This is a genomic window from Citrobacter sp. Awk 4 (assembly GCF_028069725.1).
Lineage (GTDB): Bacteria > Pseudomonadota > Gammaproteobacteria > Enterobacterales > Enterobacteriaceae > Citrobacter_D.
This window is the reverse complement of record NZ_JANEWG010000030.1, coordinates 26,764-46,031: the sequence shown is the minus strand read 5'-3', so window position 1 is coordinate 46,031 and position 19,268 is coordinate 26,764. Positions and strand designations below refer to the sequence as shown.

Here is a 19,268-nt window from a genome sequence, read left to right as displayed (position 1 = left end):
GTTGATATTAAATTGTTGTTTTTAAGTAACTTCTAATAAGAAAAAAGGCACGTCATCTGACGTGCCTTTTGTGGTACTACCCTGTACGATTACTGTTCGCTTTCATCAGTATAACGTTTTGCTTTGTAGGCAGGGTGCATCAGGTTCTGTGCAGAGAAAATATCGTCCAGCTCAGCTTCAGTCAACAGACCGCGCTCCAGTACGACTTCACGTACACTCTTACCGGTTTCAGCACAGATCTTACCAACGATGTCGCCGTTGTGGTGGCCGATGAACGGGTTGAGGTAAGTGACGATACCGATTGAGTTGTAAACGAATGCTTCACAGACTTCTTTATTAGCAGTGATACCGTTAATGCATTTTTCGAGCAGGTTGTAGCAAGCGTTGCTCAGGATATGAATGGATTCAAACATTGCCTGACCAATAACCGGCTCCATTACGTTCAGCTGCAGCTGACCTGCTTCAGACGCCATGGTAACGGTGATGTCGTTACCGATGACTTTAAAGCAGACCTGGTTTACGACTTCTGGAATAACCGGGTTCACTTTCGCTGGCATGATGGAAGAACCCGCCTGCAGTTCCGGCAGGTTGATCTCGTTCAGACCGGCACGTGGGCCAGAGGAGAGCAAACGCAGGTCGTTACAGATTTTGGACATCTTCACAGCCAGACGTTTCAGCGCGCCGTGCACCATAACGTAAGCGCCGCAGTCAGAGGTCGCTTCAATCAGGTCTTCTGCTGGTACACAGGCAAAGCCGGTGACTTCAGCCAGTTTCTGTACCGCTAAAGGAGAGTACTCTTTAGGGGTGTTCAGACCTGTACCGATTGCTGTTGCGCCGAGGTTAACTTCCAGCAGCAGTTCTGCAGTACGTCCAATGTTCTTCACTTCTTCTTTCAGCAGTACGCTGAAAGCACGGAATTCCTGACCCAGAGTCATCGGCACAGCATCTTGCAGCTGGGTACGACCCATTTTCAGGATATCCTGGAATTCGTCCGCTTTACGCTCAAAGCCTTCGCGCAGCTGGCTGATAGCATCAATCAGTTTAATGAGAGAAGCATATACCGCGATGCGGAAACCGGTCGGGTAAGCGTCGTTGGTGGACTGACATTTGTTAACGTGGTCGTTCGGGTTCAGGTACTGATATTCACCTTTCTGGTGACCCATCAGTTCCAGCCCAATGTTGGCCAGCACTTCGTTGGTATTCATGTTGACGGAGGTGCCTGCACCGCCCTGGTATACGTCTACCGGGAACTGGTCCATGCATTTGCCGTTGTTCAGGACTTCATCACAGGCGGCGATGATGGCATTTGCCACACTCTTAGGAATAGTTTGCAGCTCTTTGTTAGCCAGTGCTGCTGCCTTTTTCACCATTACCATACCGCGAACAAATTCAGGAATATCACTGATTTTGTTATTGCTAATGTAGAAGTTTTCAATCGCTCTCAGAGTGTGAACACCGTAATAGGCTTCCGCTGGAACTTCCCTGGTACCCAACAAATCTTCTTCGATACGAATGTTGTTTAACATGTGAACCTTCTTTTTCAAGCTGCCAAAAAATTACATTAAACACACAGAATATATGTGGTTTCGAATGTTTCCTGACCGACGATTATCCCCTGCATCGGTCTGATGTCCGAGATGATATGCTGCTTCAGGATTTCTACCGTAATCTGGATCACTTAAAATGTGGGTTATTACTCCTTATTTATTATTTTGTGAGATAGATCACCCCTTTTGGATTACTCCCATAAATATATCCATAAATGGCTTGAAATTTTGCTGAGTACCTCAATATAAGTCGAATGCAAATTGCACAATTATTCAAACCGACGTGCTGAAACGGCGGTTATCTACAGGAGATCCCTTTGCGCTGGATACCACTTATTGCCATCTTTCTCTATGTTTACATTGAGATTTCTATTTTTATCCAGGTCTCCCAGGTGTTGGGCGTACTGATGACGCTGATTCTGGTGATCTTCTCTTCGATCGTCGGTATGTCGCTAGTACGCAATCAAGGATTTAAAAACTTTTTGCTGATGCAGCAGAAAATGGCGGCGGGTGAAAGCCCGGCAGCCGAGATGATCAAGAGTGTGTCGCTGATCATTGCCGGTCTGTTGTTAGTCCTGCCTGGGTTCTTCACCGATTTCCTCGGTCTTCTTCTTTTATTACCGCCGGTACAGAAGCATCTGACGATGAAACTGTTACCGCATTTGCGTTTCTCCCGGATGCCTGGCGGCGGTTTTTGCGCCGGAACCGGTGGTGGCGAGACGTTTGACGGCGAGTTTCAGCGCAAGGACGAAGAGCGCGACCGCATCGATCATAAAGACGATCGCCGGGATTAAATTCTTGTATCAGGCCGGATCAGGCGTTCACATTGCCATCCGGCACTTTCCGCTTGGGCAAGAATAGCCATAGCGCCGCCAGCATAATAATGGCGTACAGACTTTTCCAGCCGACCATCGCCAGTAAAAGCAGACACAGCAAACCGCCAATAATCGCCAGTGCGCGAAAGCGCCCCTTCAGCAAACGGCATCCCGCCAGCATGCACAGCAGATAGATCATAATAAAGATGCCATTAGCGTAGACAATCAGTGCATCGAGGTTGATTTCGAGTGCATAAATGCACAACGTACTGATAACGCAGCATACCAGTACGGCATTCAGCGCATTATGTGGGATCTGGCGGGAGGAGAGGCGCGCCAGATAATGGTCAGGTTTGTATCGCGCTTGCGACCAGACCAGACGGGCAAAACTTTGAATATAAATATTCAGACTGGCAAAACAGGCCAGATAACCAATGATGCAGGCAACCCACAACGCCTTGACGCCAAACAGCTGCACGACAATTTCAGGCAGTGAAGCCGCCGCCGCCATCTGCTCGCCGTAAGCGCCAAAATGCAGAACTACGACGGTACATGTCCAGTAAACGGAACCCGCCAGCAACAGGCCAATCATCAGAGCGCGCGGAAAATCTCGCTCAGGATTTTTGAATTCGGATGCCAGGTGCGCAAAGGCTTCGAGGCCGACGAAGCACCAGAACATCACCGACAGCGCAGAGAACAGTCCCGATATTTCGATATCGCCTGGCGCCGGGAAGGGGATTTCCGCGAGTTGCAGCTCGCCAGCCCACCAGATGGCGACAATCAGCGCCACAATCAGGCCGGCGATGAGTGTTTGCAGGTTAGCGCTGGAGCTGGCGCCGCGAGAACCGATGTACCACACCAGGGTCAGCGTTCCCAGTTCCGCCAGCAGCAACTGCTCGCCGTGCCAGCCGAACATTGCCTGGCTGAATCCGGCGGCAATATGGAGCGCGGCAGGTAAACCGACGGGAATGACCGACAAAAATAACCAGCCGGTAACCCGCTCCAGATGATTTCCAAACGCCATTCCAACAAAATGTGCCACGCCTCCGGCACTGGGGTAATGGCGACCCAGTACCGCAAACACGATGGCCACCGGAAAAACTAATACGATGAGTATCGGCCACGCCCACAGGCTGTTATCTCCCGCGACAAGTGCGGCCAGTGCCGGAACGGCAAAGACACCGGTGCCTAACAATGATGTCGATAACAAGCCAATCCCCTGGGCCAGCCCCAGCTCTTGTTTTAGTCCGCTCATGAATCGTTATCCGGTTACGCCTAAAATTCAGGCAACTGCGTAGATTTTCGATGGTATCACAATCAGATTTGCTGATGACGACGCCCCTGAAATTGGTGCGAAATGTGAGGTGGGTTGGTGTTTTGACCGGATTTTCTCCTGAGAGGAATTTTTTTTTGGTTGCCCCCTTGAAGGGGTATAACCCCATCCCCATCTCTCTGGTCACTAGCCGGGAAATCCGTTTACGGGCCGGCGTCACCCATAACTGATAAAGACTTTCTCAAAGGAGAGCTATCAATGAGTATTCGTCCGTTACATGATCGTGTGATCGTCAAACGTAAAGAAGTTGAATCCAAATCAGCTGGCGGCATCGTTCTGACCGGTTCTGCAGCAGGTAAATCAACTCGTGGCGAAATCATCGCTGTCGGTAAGGGCCGCATCCTGGAAAACGGTAGTGTGCAGCCGCTGGACGTGAAAGTCGGCGATATCGTTATTTTCAACGATGGCTACGGCGTGAAGTCCGAGAAGATCGACAACGAAGAAGTGCTGATCATGTCCGAAAGCGACATCCTGGCAATTGTTGAAGCCTAATCCGCGAACGACACTGAACATACGAATTTAAGGAAAAGAGATAATGGCAGCTAAAGACGTAAAATTCGGTAACGACGCTCGTGTGAAAATGCTGCGCGGCGTAAACGTACTGGCAGATGCAGTTAAAGTAACTCTGGGCCCGAAAGGCCGTAACGTGGTGCTGGATAAATCCTTCGGCGCTCCGACCATCACCAAAGATGGTGTTTCCGTAGCACGTGAAATCGAACTGGAAGACAAGTTCGAAAACATGGGTGCGCAGATGGTGAAAGAAGTGGCCTCTAAAGCGAACGACGCTGCAGGCGACGGTACCACCACCGCGACCGTACTGGCTCAGTCCATCATCACTGAAGGTCTGAAAGCTGTTGCTGCGGGCATGAACCCAATGGATCTGAAACGTGGTATCGACAAAGCTGTCGCTGCTGCAGTTGAAGAGCTGAAAGCACTGTCTGTACCGTGCTCTGACTCTAAAGCTATCGCTCAGGTTGGTACTATCTCCGCTAACTCCGACGAAACCGTAGGTAAACTGATCGCAGAAGCGATGGACAAAGTCGGTAAAGAAGGTGTGATCACCGTTGAAGACGGTACCGGTCTGCAGGACGAACTGGACGTGGTTGAAGGTATGCAGTTCGACCGTGGCTACCTGTCCCCTTACTTCATCAACAAGCCGGAAACTGGCGCAGTAGAACTGGAAAGCCCGTTCATTCTGCTGGCTGACAAGAAAATCTCTAACATCCGCGAAATGCTGCCGGTTCTGGAAGCCGTTGCGAAAGCAGGCAAACCGCTGCTGATTATCGCTGAAGATGTTGAAGGCGAAGCGCTGGCAACGCTTGTGGTTAACACCATGCGCGGCATCGTGAAAGTGGCTGCTGTTAAAGCACCTGGCTTCGGCGACCGTCGTAAAGCAATGCTGCAGGACATCGCAACTCTGACCGGTGGTACCGTTATCTCTGAAGAGATCGGTATGGAACTGGAAAAAGCGACCCTGGAAGATCTGGGTCAGGCTAAACGCGTTGTGATCAACAAAGACACCACCACCATCATTGATGGCGTGGGTGACGAAGAAGCAATCCAGGGTCGTGTGACTCAGATTCGCCAGCAGATCGAAGAAGCAACCTCTGACTACGACCGTGAAAAACTGCAGGAGCGCGTAGCGAAACTGGCAGGCGGCGTTGCAGTTATCAAAGTAGGTGCTGCGACCGAAGTTGAAATGAAAGAGAAGAAAGCACGTGTTGAAGATGCCCTGCACGCGACCCGTGCTGCGGTAGAAGAAGGCGTGGTTGCTGGTGGTGGTGTTGCGCTGATTCGCGTAGCAAGCAAAATTGCTGACCTGAAAGGTCAGAACGAAGACCAGAACGTGGGTATCAAAGTTGCACTGCGCGCGATGGAATCCCCACTGCGTCAGATCGTACTGAACTGCGGTGAAGAACCGTCTGTTGTGGCTAACACCGTGAAAGCGGGCGACGGTAACTACGGTTACAACGCTGCAACTGAAGAGTACGGCAACATGATCGACATGGGTATCCTGGATCCAACCAAAGTGACCCGTTCTGCTCTGCAGTACGCAGCTTCTGTTGCTGGCCTGATGATCACCACCGAGTGCATGGTCACCGATCTGCCGAAAGGCGATGCGGCTGACTTAGGCGCTGCTGGTGGTATGGGCGGCATGGGTGGCATGGGCGGCATGATGTAGTGCGACGAGAGTCGCATTCCTCTGCGTAACTAACTGAATAAGCAGAGAAATTCCCTCTCTAACAGTTAACTTACGCGCCCCAGGAGAGCGGGGCCAGTCCCCGCTCCCGAAAGCCGTTTAGCGTAGCAGAAGGTGAGCCGTTTCGACGGTGGAATACGCCCCCGAAGTTTGGGTAACCTTTCAGTGATGAGCAGTAACGCGCCCATTACTTTCACTCAGTTATCTGCAGCGGTTAATTCTGCGCGGAGTGCCCGTCAGGGCAGACGTCGGTGAATCCCAAATCGACGTTACATCTCAACGATTGTGACACCTCGTGTCATACATCTTCATTTCATCCTTTCATGGATTCATGAACAGGGCGGGATCGTTTTGCTCGCGATCTTCACAAGAGGAATGCAGCGCAAGCTGTACGGGTGATTGTTCTGTCGCTATTTCCTGAGCAGAAACAGCGAAGAAGAACCCGTTGTTCAGCCAACGGTAGCCTAAGGATAGTGCGTCACTGGTAACGGTGAGGTGCGAAGCTTCCTGACAACGTACTCCCGCGCAAGCGGCGGCTGGTATCCGCGAGGACGCCATCTGGATTGGTCTAACGACATGACCATGAGAGGCCAGGCTGTATCGTAAGGTTAACGTACGTGAACTGCTGTTAAACACCGTCAGCCGCATTGAGCGTAAGTCGTTGATACGCTTTGACCAAAAGGTGGGTGAACAGGTTATCTCTTTTACATCTGGGGATACGCTGATGTTGTTTCACCGGTGGATAGGCAGAACCTAACCGATACGTGTCATCTGTATGGAACTCGGTAAGCCCGTATATCCGCCTCATCGAGGCAGGGGAGCCGTAAGGCAAACTGTTGGGTATGCGGGTAGAGGAGGCCGGAGAAAGCAAATGCCGCGCTGTAATGGCGCGGACAGAAGCATGAAACAGGGCTTCACCGGAAACGGGGCAGACTTCCGGCTGGTCTTAAATCGCAGTAAGGCTTGTAAAGCTTATTGAATGTACCCCGAGGGGCGAAACGTGATTTCTCCCTCGGGGGAATCCACGTCCGTCCTCAGGGTGCTCTGCAAGAGCATTCAGGAGGATAGCAAGGTGAATACCGAAATGCGAGTTGAATCGCAGGCGGTATCTGCATCTTCCCGCCCGGAAAGGTGGCACGCCATTAACTGGCGCAAAACCTCAGAAGCGGTGAGAAAGCTACAGGTACGCATTGCGAAGGCGGCGCAACAGCAGGAGTGGCGACGGGTAAAAGCGTTGCAACGAATGCTGACCCGTTCGCTGGCGGCTAAGGCATTAGCCGTCAGGCGAGTCACGGAAAACCGGGGCAGGGATACCCCCGGAGTGGATGGAAAGTTATGGAATACCCCGAAAACCAAATGGGAGGCTATCTTCGATATGAAGAGAACCGGATATCACCCTAAACCGCTGCGGCGTGTGTATATCCCGAAGTCGAACGGCAAGTTGCGTCCGCTCGGGATTCCGACCATGAGAGACAGAGCTATGCAGGCGTTGTATCTGCTGGCGCTGGAACCCGTGTCGGAAACAACAGCCGACCGCAACAGTTATGGTTTTCGTCCGATGCGTTCAACGGCGGATGCTATTGAACAATGCTTTGTAGCGCTCAGCCGGGGCAACTCGGCGCAATGGGTGCTGGAGGGCGATATCAAAGGGTGTTTCGATAACATCAGTCATGACTGGCTACTGGCGCATATCCCGATGGATAAGCAGGTGCTGGGTAAATGGCTGAAGGCAGGTTACATGGAGTCTGGTCATTACCATGCAACCGGTGCGGGAACGCCTCAGGGCGGCATCATCTCGCCGGTACTGGCCAATATGGCGCTTGATGGACTGGAAGCGGTACTTGAATCCCGATTTGGGGTGAAGAATACCAAAGCCAGCTACAAGACCAAGGTCAACTATGTGCGTTATGCAGACGACTTTATCATCACCGGTATCTCGCAAGAGTTGCTGGAGAATGAAGTTAAACCTCTCGTTGAGGCCTTTATGGCGGAACGGGGGCTGCAATTGTCGCCGGAAAAAACGGTGATAACGCATATTGAGCAGGGTTTTGACTTCCTCGGTCAGAACGTGCGCAAGTATCGCGGGAAAATGCTGATAAAGCCTTCCCGTAAGAACCTGCGAACGTTTCTGGCGAAAGTGAGGGACATAGTGAAGCGTCACCCGACGCAAACGCAAGACTGGCTGATACGCCAGCTCAATCCGGCATTACGGGGTTGGGCGAACTATCACCGGCATGTGGTGGCGAAGGAAACGTTCAGCTATGTCGATTACCGTGTCTGAAAGCTGCTCTGGCGCTGGTGTTGCAGGCGGCATAAAAACCGCAATAAACGCTGGGTGAAAAATAAATACTTTCATACGGTAAATAACCGGCACTGGACGTTTCAATGGCGGGAGGATAAGGATAATCCGGTGACTTTAGTCTATGCAAAAGACACCGTCATTAAACGACATACCAAGATAAAGGCGGAGGCTAACCCTTATCTGCCTGAATGGGAACCGTACTTTGAGCAACGCCTTGAGCGTCGCTGGAAGGAAACCATGCAGGGCAGGAAGAAGTTGCTGGCGCTCTGGCTCAGGCAGGAGAAACGCTGCCCGCTCTGTAACCAGTTAATTACTCTGGAAACAGGCTGGCACGTTCACCATAAGCACCAGAAACATCTGGGCGGCGGTGACGAGCTTGAGAATTTGGAAATGTTGCATCCGGGCTGTCACATCCAGTGGCATGTTGAAAATACCGATTAAGCAGGGGTTGAAATTGATATGTAACGTCACAATTTCATCAGAGAATTCATATAGGTTTAGCCGTACGTTATGGATGATAAATCACCTATATCCCTGTTCACTCTCTGGGGATGCAGGTAATCCTTTAGTCGGAGAATGGAGTTTTATCCATGGGTAAAAATCAACATGTAGTGAAACGGGATGATGGTTGGGCTGTTTTGGGAGAAGGTAATTCTCGCGACACGTCGCACCACCGCACTCAGCAAGAAGCAATTGATGCTGCTCGTGGTATTGCGATAAATCAACAGAGTGAGCTTCTTATTCACGGAGAAAATGGGCAAATTCGTGAGAGAAATTCTTACGGAAATGATCCATATCCTCCAAAAGGCTAACCATTGCTGCTGGTTCAACCCATCGGTTGAACTTATTAAGGCTTGAGCCGTATGCGGGGAAACTCGCACGTACGGTTCTTAGGGGGCGGCGGCGCAGTAATGCGCTGCTGCTACCCGACATCATGTTGTTCTGCACCTCGCAGAAATAGAGAAACCCCTGGGCAGAAATGCCCGGGGGTTTTTCTTTTGATCAGCTTTTTAGTATAAGATTCACACACGGACGATCTACGTCCAGCTCATTGATTATGGGGAATAGCATGCACGTGAAATATTTAGCAGGGATCGTTGGTGCCGCGCTACTGATGGCGGGTTGTAGCTCCAGCAACGAACTGAGCGCTGCCGGTCAAAGCGTACGCTTCGTAGAAGACAAGCCTGGCGCTGAGTGTCAGTTGATTGGCACTGCTACCGGTAAGCAAAGTAACTGGCTGTCTGGTCAGCATGGCGAAGAGGGCGGCTCCATGCGCGGAGCTGCGAACGACCTGCGTAATCAGGCGGCAGCAATGGGCGGCAACGTGATTTATGGTGTGAGTAGCCCATCTCAGGGCATGTTATCCAGTTTTGTTCCGACCGCCAGTGAAATGAACGGTCAGGTTTATAAGTGCCCGAACTGATTTATTCAGTGTCGAATAGAGTTGAAAACGCCCTCCGAACCTGAGGGCGTTTTGTTATTCTGCCGTTGCGGACAATGTGGTCTGATAAAGCTGATACAGTGATTTCAGGCAACGTTCTCGAGGAAACTGACCCACTCCAGATGCGAGAGTCGCCATGGTGATGCGGCAAGGCTTCCCTTCCAGTTTTTTCATCCGCGGGCTGAATGCCAGTAAACGCCGGGCCATTGCCTCAACGTCTTTCATTTCTCCCCGAATACGGGATTTCACGATGGTGCCGCAGGCGCAATCTTGCCCATTGTTGTCGGTATAGTGATAAACCAACGCCAGATAATGCGTGAACATCGCTAATTTCCATGCCGGATAGGGATAGTTGTCGTATTCCATCTCACCGTTGCGTTTAATATCGGCATCGTACATGGGCAGAAAATCCAGTAGTGAGGAGATCCTTAGCGATAATTGATGCATGCCTGCGTTATTAATGGCGTGGGAAATAGCGCTGATGACGACCGCAATCTGCGTATCTTCAAGCTGGAGGAGCAGTGAATGACCGCCCTGCAGTGAAAACGCCAACTGAAATCCTCTGGCGTGGCTGGCGTGTGGCTCTAATTTCTCAACCCGTAGACGGAGATCGGCTTCCAGCATCTGTGTTTGAGTCAGTGGTGGAATATTGTTAAGCATGGCCTGTGTGGCGGTATCCTGGCTTTTTTTGAAAGCCGCTTTCTCTTTGGCATTCCGCTGATTTTGCAGATACAGACGGTGCTCAAAGTAGAGATAAAGATCGCGCAGTTGGAGTGCCGAAATAAAAATCAGCGAGGTTTCGTTCTGCTTATGCCTGAGGTTAAGCGCCAGCGCCTGAAACTGGTTGCCGTGTCGAATGACGCCGCTGTTAATGCCGGTGAGTGTTAAGGCCATTGGGGTCTCTCTGGATAGGGTTGTTCTGCCCGAAATGATGGGGGCTAAAATAACACCCGGCGTTGTTTCCTGAGAGTCGGTATCCGGACTTGAAACCTGCGCGAAGCACTCCGCGCAGGGCCAAAAGAGAGGGGTTATCGCTGCCTTAACTGCAAATCCAACGGCGTTTTGCTTGGCTCGCCGCCGATTTCACGTGCCAGTTTCGGCACCATATAGCCGGAAACCAGCGTCAACAGCTCACGCATAATAGCGCGCGCTTCGTCATCGCTGACCAGAAAATGGGCCGCGCCCTGAACCTTATCCAGCACATGCAGGTAGTAGGGCATCACGCCTGCGTCAAACAGCGCGTTACTGAGATTCGCCAGCGTTTGCGCATTATCGTTGATATCGCGCAGCAGCACGCTCTGATTCAGCAGCGTGACGCCTGCCATTTTTAGCTTACGCATCGCCTGGCGGAAATCGTCGCCAATTTCCTGCGCATGGTTGATATGGTTAACCAGCAAAATTTGCAGTGTTGATTGTGCAAAGCGGGTGACGAGTCCTTCCGTTATGCGTGCGGGAATGACAATCGGCAAACGGCTATGAATACGCAGGCGCTTAATGTGCGGTATCGCTTCCAGTTGCGTGAGTAGCCAGTCCAGCTCGTGGTCTTTGGCCATCAGCGGATCGCCGCCGGAAAAGATGATTTCGTCCAGTTCTGGGTGCGCACTGATGTAATCGAGAGCCACCTGCCAGTTTCGCTTATTGCCCTGGTTCTCCGCATACGGGAAGTGACGGCGAAAACAGTAGCGACAGTTTACCGCGCAGCCGCCTTTCACCAGTAATAGCGCCCGGTTGCGGTATTTGTGCAGTAATCCTGGCACTACACTGTGCTGTTCTTCCAGCGGATCGGTTGAAAAACCCGGCGCTGCGGCAAATTCGTCGCGCGAGGTGAGTACCTGACGTAAAAGCGGGTCATCAGGATTGCCTTTTTCCATCCGCGCCACAAAAGCACGGGGAACACGCAAGGCAAAAAGGCGCTTTGCCTCACGACCAGCGAGTAAGTTTTCATCAGCGTCTACATTTAAAAGACGCAACAGTTCATCCGGATCGGTTATAACATCTGCAAGTTGTACTAACCAATCTTCTCTGGATGGGGTGTTTAGGGTTACAATATGCGCCATTTTGTGGCTAAGCTACCAGTTAACAATTTCAGAGGGCCTTATGGCGACTTACTATAGCAACGATTTTCGTGCCGGTCTTAAAATCATGATGGACGGCGAACCTTATGCAGTTGAAGCCAGTGAATTCGTAAAACCTGGTAAAGGCCAGGCTTTTGCGCGCGTTAAGCTGCGTCGTCTGCTGACCGGTACTCGCGTAGAGAAAACCTTCAAATCAACCGACTCTGCAGAAGGCGCAGATGTTGTAGATATGAACCTGACTTACCTGTACAACGACGGTGAGTTTTTCCATTTCATGAACAACTCCACTTTCGAACAGCTGGCTGCAGACGCGAAAGCGGTAGGCGACAGCGCTAAGTGGCTGCTGGATCAGGCTGAGTGCATCGTGACCCTGTGGAACGGCCAGCCTATCTCTGTTACCCCGCCGAACTTTGTTGAACTGGAAATTATTGAAACTGATCCAGGCCTGAAAGGCGATACCGCAGGTACTGGTGGCAAACCAGCAACGCTGTCTACTGGCGCAGTGGTTAAAGTTCCGCTGTTCGTTCAGATCGGCGAAGTGATCAAAGTGGATACCCGTTCTGGTGAATACGTATCCCGCGTGAAGTAATACGCCTTACTTGATCTCATGGTGCAGCGTTTGCTGCGCCATACAATTTTCCAGGGCAGGAATGATGAAACGTCTTCTCAGTCTTGTAACACTCGTCCTACTGGCCGCAACCTTGTTGACGGGGTGTAATACCGCACGTGGCTTTGGCGAAGATATCAAACATCTCGGCAATTCCATCTCCCACGCTGCCAGCTAGTCTTTTCGCTTCGTCTGAAAAACCGTCTGTTTCCCGTCAAGTTACGGGATGTTGTCTATTATTAAGTAGCTATACGCACAACATTGGCTAAAAAGGAAGACGCTATGGTTAAGAAGACAATTGCAGCAATCTTTTCTGTTCTGGTACTTTCCTCTCTATTAACCGCCTGTAACACGACGCGCGGCGTTGGTCAGGATATTTCTGAGGGTGGCCAGGCTATCTCGGGCGCTGCAGCAAAAGCTCAGGATTAATCATGAACGGTACGACCGCTGTGCGTGTCGTGCCGTTAATCTTACCGTTCTGGCAGTGATAAAAACGGCGAATAGCGATTATCCATGTGCAGTTTCATGCGAATGTTGCGTTTGTAGGTGTAAACCGTTTTGCCATGAATACCAAGCGCACTGGCAATCGCGTTGTTTCCCGCTCCCTCCATCCACATCGTCAACACCTTCTCTTCCTGTGGCGTAAGCAGTGACGTGGCGTTTTTAGCTGTGTCTAAAGGCGGTCTCACGCGTAATGCCGCGTGGATCGTTTTTGAGAGCTCATACAGTGTGGCTGTTTTTGATAACACGGCATGAACAAAATGTCGTGAGCTGAACGCCGAAGCACTGTATTCGCCACCTGATTGCAGCAAGATAAGCGGGGCCATCCCACAGGCCATAAAAAAGGGGGCAATTGGCTGAAATGGATGGGAGTCATCAAGAAAGCTATATAAATCAGCGATAATCAAATGAGGTTTCCATTGCAGAATGTGTTCTTTTGCCAGCAAGAGATTATTTAACCCTGACACCAGGAACGAAGCACTAAACAAACCAGAATGATTAAGCCAGGCCTCTATTCCCGTACGGGTAAAGTGGCATCGATCAATCACTAATATTTTCAACATAAAATAATCGCATTAAGAAGTAAGGCCAATGGCTTCCTGACTTCAGAAAGCGTTTCATCATAAAGACGACCGATGAGCACTAAATGCCGGAACTACGTTGCTTATTGCATCCAATTCAGGCTTTTAAGCGATCAGAAATAAAAAGATTGAAATTCACTTTTTGTCGGGCAAAAATACCCTTTCATTCATCGGCTTTGTGGGACGACCTGCAAACGTGTCTTTCACCGGGGACGGCCCCATCTCTCTGGAGCCTAAAATGTCCTGGATCGTTTTGTTAATTGCTGGCCTGCTTGAAGTTGTATGGGCGATTGGCCTCAAATATACCCATGGATTTACCCGCCTGACCCCAAGTGTCATTACCGTCGTCGCCATGATCGTCAGTATTGCGATGCTCTCGTGGGCAATGAAAACCCTGCCCGTTGGGACTGCGTACGCGATCTGGACCGGTATAGGCGCCGTTGGCGCGGCCATCACCGGGATTATCTTACTGGGTGAGTCCGCCAGCCCGATGCGTCTGGCCAGTCTGACGCTGATCGTTGCGGGTATTATCGGTCTGAAGCTCAGCACCCATTAATGGGGTTGTTTCACCCAGATTAACTTACTGACATCAAAGCCTTCCCGGATCGCGACAGCGAGTATTTGCTGCTTCATTTCGTCTGAAATGGTCGGTGTGCGCGAGAGTATCCACAAATAGTCGCGATCCGGGCCGCACACCAGCGCGTGGTGATATTCTCTGTCAAGTGCGATGACGTTGTAGCCGCCATAGAACGGACCAAAGAACGAGATTTTCAGCGCGGCCCGACTGGGATCGCCAGTAAACCAGGCCTTTCCTTGTGTTTTTTGCCACATATCCCGATCCGGATTGTAACCCTTGTTGGTCACATTAAGGCCGCCGTCATCGCGCAGGCTGTAAGTGGCGGTGACGTTTTCCAGTCCTCTTTCGAAGCGATGATCAAAGCGAGCAATTTCATACCAGGTGCCGAGGTAGCGTTTCACATCAAAGTTATTGACGACAGTAACGCCCTTCGGCGGCGTGGGTGAGCTGCAAGCAACCACTAAAAACGCGGCTGTCACCGCGGTGATAACAGGCAGGATGCGCATGAGGGTTTCCTTGCTGGTTTTCTGTTAAGTGTAGATGACAGCAAGGAAAGGGTGGGCGGCAACAGGTTACTGCAGAGATTCCAGAATCCGGTAGGCGGCCGCGACACGTGCAGGATTTGGATAGCTTTTATTCGCCAGCATCACGATACCGAGGTTTTTCTCTGGAATAAAAGCAACGTAACTGCCAAAACCGCCGGTAGAGCCTGTCTTGTGTACCCAGGATGCTTTGACCGCAGGCGCGGGTGGGTTAATTTCCACGGCTGTCTGTGCCGCCAGCGCGATCTTATTATCGCTACCCTTGATGACCGTTTCGCTCTCTACCGGCCAGTTCAGCATCTCCCAGCCTAACCCCTGATACATCTCGCCAATGCGCCAATAGCGCGACTGGGCTAACGCCACGCCTTGCTGCAGCGTTTTATCCTGAACATGGGAGGCGTCCATGTTGGCGAGCACCCAGCTTGCCATATCTTCAATGCTGGATTTAACCCCATATGCCTCTGCATCCAGTGGGCCGGGTGAAACATGGACAGGCTTACCCTCGCGATAACCCCAGGCATAATTCTTCTGTTCTGACGCGGGGACGGTTACCCAGGTATGCTCGAGTTTTAGCGGTTTGAAAACGCGCGTGGTCATCGCTTCTTCGAAACTCATTCCAGAAGGTTTGACCGCCAGCGCGCCAAACAAGCCGATGCTGGCATTGGCATACAGACGTTTGCTGCCCGGAGCCCACTCCGGCTGCCAGGTTTGATAGTAGTGAAGCAGCGAGGCGTCATCCGTCACGCTATCCGGCACCTGAAGCGGTAAGCCTCCTGCAGTATAGGTCGCCAGATGTAGCAGGCTGATGCCTTGCCACTGCTTACCGTTCAACGCAGGCCAATATTTTGTTGCCGGATCGCTGAGTTTGATTTCACCGCGAGCGACAGCATCGCCCGCCAACACGCCAGTGAACGTTTTACTCACGGAACCGAGTTCAAACAGAGTACGTGGGGTGACGGGATAGTTTTTGGCAATGTCGGCATTACCCCAGGTAAAGTATCTCGGCTTGCCCTGGTAAATCACCGCAACGGCCATGCCCGGAATCGCCTGTTCTTTCATTAATGGGGCAATGGTGCGGTTTACAACATCAGCGATGTGTTGATCTGTGTGTGGTGTGGCAAGCGCTGAACTGGAGGCAGTAAGGAGCAGCACACTGCAGAGGGTTTTGTTCATCATGGCGTATTTCCGTAACAAAGGGCCCGAGGGATTTCCGGGAAGAGTGCGGCAGTAGGTTACACTATTTGCGACGATGGCAGGGAGAAGAGACGGTAGAAATAAAACGGCCCGCCAGTGGCGGGCCGGAATAACGATGGTACTAATCAGAGCGTGACGATAGCAATCAGCGTCACAACGGTCAGAATAGCAGCCAGACCGTAGAATACCCACTTGCCAGCCGGCACGTGGATTTTCAGGTCATGCATCGCGTGGTGCATACGGTGTAAACCACACCACAGCGGCAGAACGATCATCAGGAACATGAACGCGCGGCCAATAAAGCTTTGCGCAAAGGCCAGAACACGTTCGTAGCTCAGGGCATCGCCCGGGAAGAGTCCCAGTGGCAGCATAATGCCGACCAGAAGAACCATGACCGGCGCAATGATCGCGCCCCACATACCACCTGCACCAAACAGTCCCCAGAATACGGGTTCGTCAGAGCGTTTTGGATTTGGATTAATCATCCCGGACTCCTTACCAGTACAGGGCAACATACAGAATAACTACAGTCGCAACTGCAGTAACCGCCCAGAGACCTTTGATGATCGGCTCTGGCCCCATTTTTTCGTCTTTTACGATGATATTGGCCGCTTTTGGCGCCAGCTCAAACCAGGTCTTGGTGTGCAGCAATGCTGCAGCCAGGGCGATCAGGTTGAGGATCACCACGACTGGATTTTGCAGAAAACCAACGAATCCCATCCAGGATTCTGCGCCGTGTTTGAGGGCAAACAGGCCGAAAATCAGTTCAATGCTGAACCAAACTGCCGGCACCGCTGTGCCTTCGCGCAGCATGTAAAAGCGATAAAACGGCAGCTTTTTCCACCAGGTGGACGTCATTGGCCGCACATAGGCTTTGCGTTTAGTCGTCATGTTGCACTCCTTAGCGTGGTTTCAGGGTAGCGATAAGAAAGTCTTTCGAGCTTTCTACTTTACCCTGCTGGATGGCCGCAGCCGGATCGACGTGTTTCGGACACACTTCGGAGCAATAGCCCACGAAAGTACAAGACCAAACGCCGTTCTGGCCATTCAACTGAGCCATACGCTCCTTCTTACCGTGGTCACGGCTATCTTCGTTGTAACGATGCGCCAGCGTAATCGCCGCCGGACCGATGAACTCAGGGTTCAGGCCGAACTGCGGGCACGCGGCGTAACACAGACCACAGTTGATGCAACCGGAGAACTGGTGATACTTCGCCATTTGCGCCGGAGTCTGGGTATTCGGACCCTGATCCGGTGTGCGTGAATTACCGATGATGTACGGTTTGATGGCTTCCAGACTTTCGATAAAGTGCGTCATGTCGACGACCAGATCGCGCTCAATCGGGAAGTTGCCCAGCGCTTCAACCTTCATGCCGTTGGTGTAATCACGCAGGAAGGTTTTGCACGCCAGTTTTGGTACGTTGTTGACCATCATGCCGCAAGAGCCGCAGATTGCCATACGGCAGGACCAGCGGTAGCTCAGGTCTGGCGCCAGGTTATCTTTGATGTAGCCCAACGCATCCAGCAGTGACGTTGTTTCATCATAAGGAACATCATAGAAAGCACTGTGCGGTGCGGTATCCACTTCCGGGTTATAGCGCACCACCTCAACTTTCAGGTTTTTCATCTCAGCCATTCGCCTTCTCCTTCTTATCGGCTGCTTCCGCTTCGCCACCATATACACGTTTTGCTGGCGGCAGAGTGGTGATTTTCACGTCGCTGTAGTCCAGGCGAGTGGTGCCATCAGCATCGCGGAAGGCGAGGGTGTGTTTGAGGAAGTTGACGTCGTCACGCTCGGTGCAACCTTCGTCCAGACGCTGATGCGCGCCGCGCGATTCTTTACGTGCCAGAGCGGAGTGCGCCATACATTCAGCAACATTCAGACCGTGGCCCAGCTCGATGGTGTACAGCAAGTCGGTATTGAAGACGCTGGAGGTGTCGGTAATACGCACGCGCTTGAAGCGTTCCTGCAGCTCAGCCAACTTATCAACCGTTTTCTGCATGAGTTCTGGCGTACGGTAGATACCGCAACCTTCTTCCATGGACAGACCCATTTCATCACGGATCTTCGACCAGTTTTCAGTGCCTTCCTGGTTCACCAGATCTTTCAGACGCTGTTCAACGCCTGCAACCTGCGCATCAAGCGCGGCGCTGTTGGCGGTACCCGCCGTAGCAGCACGTTCCATCGCTTGCTCACCCGCCAGACGGCCAAAGACCACCAGTTCAGCCAGGGAGTTAGAGCCCAGACGGTTGGCGCCATGGAGACCGACAGAGGAACATTCGCCAACGGCAAACAGACCTTTGATGCGGGTTTCGCAGTTTTGATCGGTTTCGATACCGCCCATGGTGTAGTGCGCGGTCGGACGAACCGGGATTGGCTCTTTAACTGGATCGACGCCGACATAGGCTTTCGCCAGTTCGCAGATGAACGGTAAACGTTCGAGCAGTTTTTTCTCGCCGAGATGACGCAGGTCGAGGTGAACGACATCGCCACGCGGAGTGGAGATGGTGTTGCCTTTACGCCATTCGTGCCAGAAAGCCTGAGAAACTTTGTCGCGCGGACCCAGTTCCATGTATTTGTTCTTCGGCTCACCCAGCGGGGTTTCCGGACCCATGCCGTAGTCTTGCAGATAACGGTAGCCGTTTTTGTTGACCAGAATACCGCCTTCACCACGGCAGCCTTCGGTCATCAGGATACCAGAACCTGGCAGACCAGTTGGGTGATACTGAACGAACTCCATATCACGCAGCGGAACGCCGTGGCTCAGCGCCATACCCATACCGTCACCGGTTACGATGCCGCCGTTGGTGTTGTAACGGTATACACGGCCTGCGCCGCCCGTTGCCATCACCACCGCGTTAGCACGGATTTGCACCAGCGTGCCTTCCATCATGTTCATCGCCACCAGACCACGGGCATGGCCGTCGTCTACCAGGATGTCCAGAACGAAGTGTTCGTCAAAACGCTGAATTTGTGGGAACTGCAGAGAAGTCTGGAACAGGGTGTGGAGCATATGGAAGCCGGTCTTATCCGCGGCGAACCAGGTACGCTCAATTTTCATCCCGCCGAAGCGACGTACGTTGACGCTACCGTCTTCACGACGGCTCCACGGGCAACCCCATTGCTCCAGTTGCGTCATTTCAGTTGGGCAGTGGTGAACAAAGTAGTCCACGACATCCTGCTCACACAGCCAGTCTCCGCCCGCTACCGTATCGTGAAAATGGTAGTCAAAGCTGTCATGATCCTGCGCGACAGCAGCAGAGCCACCTTCGGCAGCAACGGTATGGCTGCGCATTGGGTACACTTTTGAGATCAGTGCGATTTTAGCGTTAGGATTTGCCTGCGCGGCAGCAATTGCAGCGCGTAATCCTGCGCCACCGGCGCCTATAATGGCAAGATCGGCTTGAAAGGTTTGCACGACATTCCTCCAGATTGTTGTTATTTCGCCACTCACGCAGTCAGTTTAGTCCCTGAGATATGCGGATGGCGAATGCGATTCCACTGCTCCTTTATAGGTACAGTAGTATAGTCGCAGGTATAGAAGGGAAATTT

The 19,268-nt window shown here is 51.9% G+C and carries 20 protein-coding genes and 1 pseudogene; 10 read left to right on the top strand and 11 right to left on the bottom strand.

The genetic code is table 11. The features are described 5' to 3' along the window. Positions 1-89: 89 nt before the first annotated feature. Positions 90-1,526 (bottom strand): aspartate ammonia-lyase, encoded by a 1,437-nt coding sequence (gene aspA / locus NNO04_RS13990; RefSeq protein ID WP_271445173.1) that lies wholly within the window; start codon positions 1,524-1,526, stop codon positions 90-92. A gap of 338 nt (positions 1,527-1,864) precedes the next feature. On the opposite strand from aspA, the gene NNO04_RS13985 reads away from it, so the two are divergent. After that, positions 1,865-2,341: an FxsA family protein gene (locus tag NNO04_RS13985; RefSeq protein WP_271445172.1), complete on the top strand. Its 477-nt coding sequence runs from the start codon at positions 1,865-1,867 to the stop codon at positions 2,339-2,341. Between the two features lie 19 nt (positions 2,342-2,360). Here NNO04_RS13985 and yjeH read toward each other — a convergent pair whose 3' ends face one another. Further along, positions 2,361-3,617 (bottom strand): L-methionine/branched-chain amino acid transporter, encoded by a 1,257-nt coding sequence (yjeH, locus tag NNO04_RS13980; RefSeq protein WP_271445171.1) that lies wholly within the window; start codon positions 3,615-3,617, stop codon positions 2,361-2,363. A 276-nt stretch (positions 3,618-3,893) separates the two neighbouring features. Here yjeH and NNO04_RS13975 point away from each other — a divergent pair, with 276 nt between their 5' ends. From NNO04_RS13975 to NNO04_RS13955, 5 genes and pseudogenes are all read left to right on the top strand, one after another. Next, positions 3,894-4,187, top strand: a complete 294-nt coding sequence (locus tag NNO04_RS13975; protein WP_008453772.1) for a co-chaperone GroES — start codon at positions 3,894-3,896, stop codon at positions 4,185-4,187. 43 nt (positions 4,188-4,230) lie between these two features. Beyond that, positions 4,231-5,877, top strand: coding sequence for a chaperonin GroEL (gene groL, locus NNO04_RS13970; protein WP_162383444.1), 1,647 nt, complete (start codon positions 4,231-4,233; stop codon positions 5,875-5,877). A 1,102-nt stretch (positions 5,878-6,979) separates the two neighbouring features. Beyond that, positions 6,980-8,638 (top strand): annotated as a pseudogene (gene ltrA / locus NNO04_RS13965) (group II intron reverse transcriptase/maturase). A 149-nt stretch (positions 8,639-8,787) separates the two neighbouring features. Further along, positions 8,788-9,009 (top strand): DUF2188 domain-containing protein, encoded by a 222-nt coding sequence (locus NNO04_RS13960; protein WP_271445170.1) that lies wholly within the window; start codon positions 8,788-8,790, stop codon positions 9,007-9,009. A 257-nt stretch (positions 9,010-9,266) separates the two neighbouring features. Next, positions 9,267-9,620: a DUF4156 domain-containing protein gene (locus tag NNO04_RS13955; RefSeq protein WP_192610798.1), complete on the top strand. Its 354-nt coding sequence runs from the start codon at positions 9,267-9,269 to the stop codon at positions 9,618-9,620. 54 nt (positions 9,621-9,674) lie between these two features. Here NNO04_RS13955 and yjeJ read toward each other — a convergent pair whose 3' ends face one another. Then, positions 9,675-10,532 carry a YjeJ family protein gene (gene yjeJ, locus NNO04_RS13950; RefSeq protein ID WP_271445169.1) on the bottom strand — a complete coding sequence of 286 codons (858 nt, stop codon included), beginning with the start codon at positions 10,530-10,532 and terminating at the stop codon, positions 9,675-9,677. Positions 10,533-10,666: 134 nt separating this feature from the next. Then, positions 10,667-11,695, bottom strand: a complete 1,029-nt coding sequence (gene epmB / locus NNO04_RS13945; RefSeq protein WP_271445168.1) for an EF-P beta-lysylation protein EpmB — start codon at positions 11,693-11,695, stop codon at positions 10,667-10,669. A 40-nt stretch (positions 11,696-11,735) separates the two neighbouring features. On the opposite strand from epmB, the gene efp reads away from it, so the two are divergent. The 3 genes from efp to ecnB all read left to right on the top strand — a co-directional run bounded on the left by efp (position 11,736) and on the right by ecnB (position 12,749). Beyond that, on the top strand, positions 11,736-12,302 hold the full coding sequence (gene efp / locus NNO04_RS13940; RefSeq protein WP_162383448.1) for an elongation factor P: 567 nt from the start codon (positions 11,736-11,738) through the stop codon (positions 12,300-12,302). A 61-nt stretch (positions 12,303-12,363) separates the two neighbouring features. Continuing rightward, the gene (gene ecnA / locus NNO04_RS13935; protein ID WP_271445167.1) at positions 12,364-12,498 is read left to right on the top strand and encodes a lipoprotein antitoxin entericidin A; all 135 of its coding nucleotides are present in this window, start codon (positions 12,364-12,366) and stop codon (positions 12,496-12,498) included. Between the two features lie 104 nt (positions 12,499-12,602). Next, positions 12,603-12,749 carry a lipoprotein toxin entericidin B gene (gene ecnB / locus NNO04_RS13930; protein WP_162383450.1) on the top strand — a complete coding sequence of 49 codons (147 nt, stop codon included), beginning with the start codon at positions 12,603-12,605 and terminating at the stop codon, positions 12,747-12,749. Between the two features lie 41 nt (positions 12,750-12,790). Here ecnB and NNO04_RS13925 read toward each other — a convergent pair whose 3' ends face one another. Continuing rightward, the gene (locus tag NNO04_RS13925; protein ID WP_271445166.1) at positions 12,791-13,384 is read right to left on the bottom strand and encodes a LuxR C-terminal-related transcriptional regulator; all 594 of its coding nucleotides are present in this window, start codon (positions 13,382-13,384) and stop codon (positions 12,791-12,793) included. 256 nt (positions 13,385-13,640) lie between these two features. Here NNO04_RS13925 and sugE point away from each other — a divergent pair, with 256 nt between their 5' ends. After that, positions 13,641-13,958, top strand: coding sequence for a quaternary ammonium compound efflux SMR transporter SugE (gene sugE / locus NNO04_RS13920; protein WP_271445165.1), 318 nt, complete (start codon positions 13,641-13,643; stop codon positions 13,956-13,958). Here the strand turns inward: sugE and NNO04_RS13915 are convergent. The 6 genes from NNO04_RS13915 to frdA form a co-directional block, all read right to left on the bottom strand. After that, positions 13,955-14,485, bottom strand: a complete 531-nt coding sequence (locus tag NNO04_RS13915) for a lipocalin family protein (protein ID WP_271445164.1) — start codon at positions 14,483-14,485, stop codon at positions 13,955-13,957. The two genes, sugE and NNO04_RS13915, sit on opposite strands and share 4 nt — an antisense overlap. A gap of 66 nt (positions 14,486-14,551) precedes the next feature. Further along, positions 14,552-15,697 carry a CMY2/MIR/ACT/EC family class C beta-lactamase gene (ampC, locus tag NNO04_RS13910; RefSeq protein WP_271445163.1) on the bottom strand — a complete coding sequence of 382 codons (1,146 nt, stop codon included), beginning with the start codon at positions 15,695-15,697 and terminating at the stop codon, positions 14,552-14,554. 143 nt (positions 15,698-15,840) lie between these two features. After that, the gene (frdD, locus tag NNO04_RS13905) at positions 15,841-16,200 is read right to left on the bottom strand and encodes a fumarate reductase subunit FrdD (protein ID WP_271445162.1); all 360 of its coding nucleotides are present in this window, start codon (positions 16,198-16,200) and stop codon (positions 15,841-15,843) included. A gap of 10 nt (positions 16,201-16,210) precedes the next feature. Continuing rightward, on the bottom strand, positions 16,211-16,606 hold the full coding sequence (frdC, locus tag NNO04_RS13900) for a fumarate reductase subunit FrdC (protein ID WP_203359187.1): 396 nt from the start codon (positions 16,604-16,606) through the stop codon (positions 16,211-16,213). Between the two features lie 10 nt (positions 16,607-16,616). Further along, the gene (gene frdB / locus NNO04_RS13895; RefSeq protein ID WP_271445161.1) at positions 16,617-17,351 is read right to left on the bottom strand and encodes a fumarate reductase iron-sulfur protein; all 735 of its coding nucleotides are present in this window, start codon (positions 17,349-17,351) and stop codon (positions 16,617-16,619) included. Then, positions 17,344-19,134, bottom strand: a complete 1,791-nt coding sequence (frdA, locus tag NNO04_RS13890) for a fumarate reductase (quinol) flavoprotein subunit (protein WP_271445160.1) — start codon at positions 19,132-19,134, stop codon at positions 17,344-17,346. The genes frdB and frdA overlap by 8 nt, the downstream gene beginning before the upstream one ends. Positions 19,135-19,268: the final 134 nt, after the last annotated feature.

What these genes read in the sequence shown, in the direction of transcription:
- frdC (WP_203359187.1), bottom strand. Translation starts at nt 16,606, where the DNA reads ATGACGACTAAACGCAAAGCCTATGTGCGGCCAATGACGTCCACCTGG.
- NNO04_RS13960 (WP_271445170.1), top strand. Translation starts at nt 8,788, where the DNA reads ATGGGTAAAAATCAACATGTAGTGAAACGGGATGATGGTTGGGCTGTT.
- NNO04_RS13925 (WP_271445166.1), bottom strand. Translation starts at nt 13,384, where the DNA reads ATGTTGAAAATATTAGTGATTGATCGATGCCACTTTACCCGTACGGGA.
- aspA (WP_271445173.1), bottom strand. Translation starts at nt 1,526, where the DNA reads ATGTTAAACAACATTCGTATCGAAGAAGATTTGTTGGGTACCAGGGAA.
- NNO04_RS13975 (WP_008453772.1), top strand. Translation starts at nt 3,894, where the DNA reads ATGAGTATTCGTCCGTTACATGATCGTGTGATCGTCAAACGTAAAGAA.
- epmB (WP_271445168.1), bottom strand. Translation starts at nt 11,695, where the DNA reads ATGGCGCATATTGTAACCCTAAACACCCCATCCAGAGAAGATTGGTTA.
- frdB (WP_271445161.1), bottom strand. Translation starts at nt 17,351, where the DNA reads ATGGCTGAGATGAAAAACCTGAAAGTTGAGGTGGTGCGCTATAACCCG.
- ecnB (WP_162383450.1), top strand. Translation starts at nt 12,603, where the DNA reads ATGGTTAAGAAGACAATTGCAGCAATCTTTTCTGTTCTGGTACTTTCC.
- yjeH (WP_271445171.1), bottom strand. Translation starts at nt 3,617, where the DNA reads ATGAGCGGACTAAAACAAGAGCTGGGGCTGGCCCAGGGGATTGGCTTG.
- efp (WP_162383448.1), top strand. Translation starts at nt 11,736, where the DNA reads ATGGCGACTTACTATAGCAACGATTTTCGTGCCGGTCTTAAAATCATG.
- ecnA (WP_271445167.1), top strand. Translation starts at nt 12,364, where the DNA reads ATGATGAAACGTCTTCTCAGTCTTGTAACACTCGTCCTACTGGCCGCA.
- NNO04_RS13955 (WP_192610798.1), top strand. Translation starts at nt 9,267, where the DNA reads ATGCACGTGAAATATTTAGCAGGGATCGTTGGTGCCGCGCTACTGATG.
- frdD (WP_271445162.1), bottom strand. Translation starts at nt 16,200, where the DNA reads ATGATTAATCCAAATCCAAAACGCTCTGACGAACCCGTATTCTGGGGA.
- NNO04_RS13915 (WP_271445164.1), bottom strand. Translation starts at nt 14,485, where the DNA reads ATGCGCATCCTGCCTGTTATCACCGCGGTGACAGCCGCGTTTTTAGTG.
- groL (WP_162383444.1), top strand. Translation starts at nt 4,231, where the DNA reads ATGGCAGCTAAAGACGTAAAATTCGGTAACGACGCTCGTGTGAAAATG.
- yjeJ (WP_271445169.1), bottom strand. Translation starts at nt 10,532, where the DNA reads ATGGCCTTAACACTCACCGGCATTAACAGCGGCGTCATTCGACACGGC.
- ampC (WP_271445163.1), bottom strand. Translation starts at nt 15,697, where the DNA reads ATGATGAACAAAACCCTCTGCAGTGTGCTGCTCCTTACTGCCTCCAGT.
- sugE (WP_271445165.1), top strand. Translation starts at nt 13,641, where the DNA reads ATGTCCTGGATCGTTTTGTTAATTGCTGGCCTGCTTGAAGTTGTATGG.